The 2,911-nt window shown below is 67.7% G+C and carries 3 protein-coding genes and 1 pseudogene; 2 read left to right on the top strand and 2 right to left on the bottom strand.

The features are described from left to right. Positions 1 to 428 precede the first annotated feature (428 nt). A pseudogene (locus VN520_RS35170) lies at positions 429 to 757 on the bottom strand (transposase); the annotation flags it as partial. A 48-nt stretch (positions 758 to 805) separates the two neighbouring features. Here VN520_RS35170 and VN520_RS35165 point away from each other — a divergent pair. Further along, positions 806 to 1,195, top strand: coding sequence for an IS66 family transposase (locus VN520_RS35165; protein ID WP_414720046.1), 390 nt, complete (start codon positions 806 to 808; stop codon positions 1,193 to 1,195). Between the two features lie 298 nt (positions 1,196 to 1,493). Here VN520_RS35165 and VN520_RS39780 read toward each other — a convergent pair whose 3' ends face one another. Beyond that, positions 1,494 to 2,288, bottom strand: coding sequence for a DUF5994 family protein (locus VN520_RS39780; protein ID WP_414720045.1), 795 nt, complete (start codon positions 2,286 to 2,288; stop codon positions 1,494 to 1,496). A gap of 332 nt (positions 2,289 to 2,620) precedes the next feature. Here VN520_RS39780 and VN520_RS35160 point away from each other — a divergent pair, with 332 nt between their 5' ends. Further along, positions 2,621 to 2,842: a hypothetical protein gene (locus tag VN520_RS35160; protein WP_325751012.1), complete on the top strand. Its 222-nt coding sequence runs from the start codon at positions 2,621 to 2,623 to the stop codon at positions 2,840 to 2,842. Positions 2,843 to 2,911: the final 69 nt, after the last annotated feature.

Here is a 2,911-nt window from a genome sequence, read left to right as displayed (position 1 = left end):
TCCTGCACTCTGCCGCCGCCGGCGGCCGCATAGCGGCGCGCGATCCCGGTCCCCTCGGCGAGGTAGTAGTCATCGGCCCGGCCCCGGCCGGCCTCCACGTAGTGCCGGGCCGCCGAAGGAGCGCCGGCGTAGATCTTCATTCCGCCGTGCATTTATCAACGCCATCAAACAATGACCAACACGCCACCCCCAGAAACGGCACTGGTCCCCGCGAGCGGAGCCCGGACTACCAATATTGGTAGCATATGCGCCGTCTTCTGGTGAAGGCTTGGGTGATTATGACCAGGACTGGCTGTAGTGGATTTATTGTAACGCGCGGGTCGCGCTTCCGAATGGTGTTGGTGATCGCTGGATTGTGGGCTCGCAGGTGCAGGAGATGTGTCCATGTTGATCTTGGGCGACACCGGAAGGGCGTAGACGAGGTCCGAGGTGGTCCCGACTCCCTCGGGCAGGCTGGCGGCCGCGCCCGGGTGGGTCTTGTCCAGCTCGCGGGCCAGCGCGGTGAGCTGTGCTTCGGCGTCGAGGACCGAGTCGGCGTGGTAGGTGGCGCGCATCCGCTTGGCCACGGTCGAGCGCAGCCGCTCGGGCAACCGGTCGCGCACGTTGCGGATCTTGTGCAGCTGGCAGCGACCGAGCACCGGGTGGTCAAAGACGTCGAGCACCGCCCGGCGTAGCGCCTTTGCCTCGTCGATGACCACCAGGATGGGCGGGTGATGTCCAGGCCGCGGTCGCGCAGGCCGGTGAGCAGGTCGGTGACGTGCGGTAGGGGTCGGGCGTCCGCCAGGACACCACCTGCGCTGTTGGCCTGGAGACGATCACCGACACCGGAACGCTGCCGGACCCTGCCACGCTGGCTGCGCGCCGACGGCTGATCGTCTCCGCAGCCCTGGTCGGCGCCTCGTGCGACGCCAGCCCGCCCGGGGCGGTCGGCCGCCGCCATCGCGCCCTGGCCCGCCGCCTCGATGACTACCTGCGCTTCGCCGGCGACCTGCGAGTTCCTTTTGACAACAACGCCGCGGAAAGGGACATCCGCATGGCGAAGATCAAGCAGAAGGTGTCCGGGTGCATGCGCACCCTCGCCGGCGCCCTGGACTTCGTCGCCTTGCGCTCCTGCCGAGCCACCGCCGCCAAGCACGGCCGCCGACCCTTCGACGTCCTAACCGAACTGGTTAGCGTAAACGCAGGATCCCAGTGACGAGCTGAACAGTTACGTCAGGCTACAGTGCACCATGGCAGAGGTACGACATACATACTGCGACCAGTGTGGACACAAGTCAGGCTTCACAAGATTCTGTCCCCAGTGTGGCACGCCGGGAACGGATCGTCCATATACCCCGAGTGCGCTACGACCCGGTTACTGCCCCGGCTGCGGTGAAGAATATTCGACTGTAACGTCTAAGTACTGCTCGGTGTGTGGCGTGCCGCGCTCAGGGAATACACCGGACAACGCGGAACCTTACTGCTGCAGTTGCGGAAGGCAGATAGCAACTGCCTCATCCGAGTACTGCTCCCACTGTGGAGGGAAGGTGCTCTATCGGTGATGGTCTCTCATTGTGTCCGTGAACTAGACCCCTGGCCGGGAGTGGCGTAGTTGGGCCCGGCGTCAGCGGTACAGGTGGCCCCTTCGGAGCCCAGGCCGCGGTCTCCTCGGTGTCGGGCTGGTCGGCGGAGCGTGGGAGTGGTACCGGTGCGCCGGCGGCGCTGAGCGTGTCGAGCGGCTCGGTGGGTGCCTGCCGGTTGGCCCGGCCGGTGGCCGCCGAGAAGGCATGCTCCGCGGCGGCCGCCGTCGTGTCCGGGGGAACCACGAGGAAGTCCAGCCGGCCGCGGCTCGAGTCACCGGTCATGTTCAGCAGCTGCCGGTCGAGGTTTCGGAACCAGCCGAGGCGGATGGTCCGGCCGTCCGCGTCCAGCCGCTGCGGCGCGGGTCTCCAGAGGTCGGGGTTGTAAGCCACCCGCGCGACCCTGATCCCCCGACGGTCCAGCTCCTCGACCAAAGCAGGCAACTCCTGGGTCAGGTCCCGTGTCCGGGGCCACCACGCGCCGTCCAACGTGGTACGTACGGCCGGTGGGTCGATTAGAGCGAGGCGGACCGAGCCCCCGTCGGCGCCATCGGCCGGTGCGAGTGCTGACCGCGTCGCTGTGTCCTCAACGCCCACCGAGGGTCTCCGCGGTCGGCGGGTGACTCGGATGGTCGTCACGACCGCACGGTTCCGAGTCGAGGAGACGTCTGTGTGCTCGTGAGCCGCAACGGAGGGACCGCCGATCTCCCTCCGGTAGCGGAGGGGCATGACGCCGAACTGGCGTCACTGGTCAACTTGCGCTCATCCGGGTCCCCGGGACCGGTCGAGCTGCCGTCAGTTCGCATGCCACGGGCATTCGGACCCTTCCGGGGCGGACGGATGGTTCGCGGTGATGCGGTGCGTCGCGCTCTGCGGCGGATCGTCGAAGCCCGGCACGGTGCTCGTCGCTGCCGGACCACCGAGCGGCTGCTCAGTGTCCCGGAAGCTGGGCGCAGCCAGATCGGGCGCATGGTGCCGGCAGAGGCAGTGTGCCGCGCTGGTCGGGTGGCTCATCCGGATGCACGAGTGATGTGCTGGGGGACATGGCAAAGGTGCTGAGGATGGCCGGGACGGACCTCGTGTGGGAACTGGACGACTCCGTCGATCTCGCAAGTCGCGCCAAGGAGATCGTGACGGCTCGGGCGAGCAACCAGTTCGTGACGCTGATGGCGCGGCTGCCAGGCCAGCGCGAGCTCGCCTACGTGACCCTTGCACCCGGACAGCTCGCCTGGTGGTCACTCGGCGAGGAGAGCGATCCGAGCGCGATGGGGTGGGGCCAGTGAGTTCCTGAGAGTCCGAACGCCGGCTCGACATGGAGACCCTGTCGAGGACGCCGCAGGACGGGCAAGCCC

Source organism: Streptomyces sp. (genome assembly GCF_035563135.1).
Lineage (GTDB): Bacteria > Actinomycetota > Actinomycetes > Streptomycetales > Streptomycetaceae > Streptomyces.
Note: the sequence above shows the minus strand (reverse complement) of the source record. Positions and strands in the feature narration are given on the sequence as shown.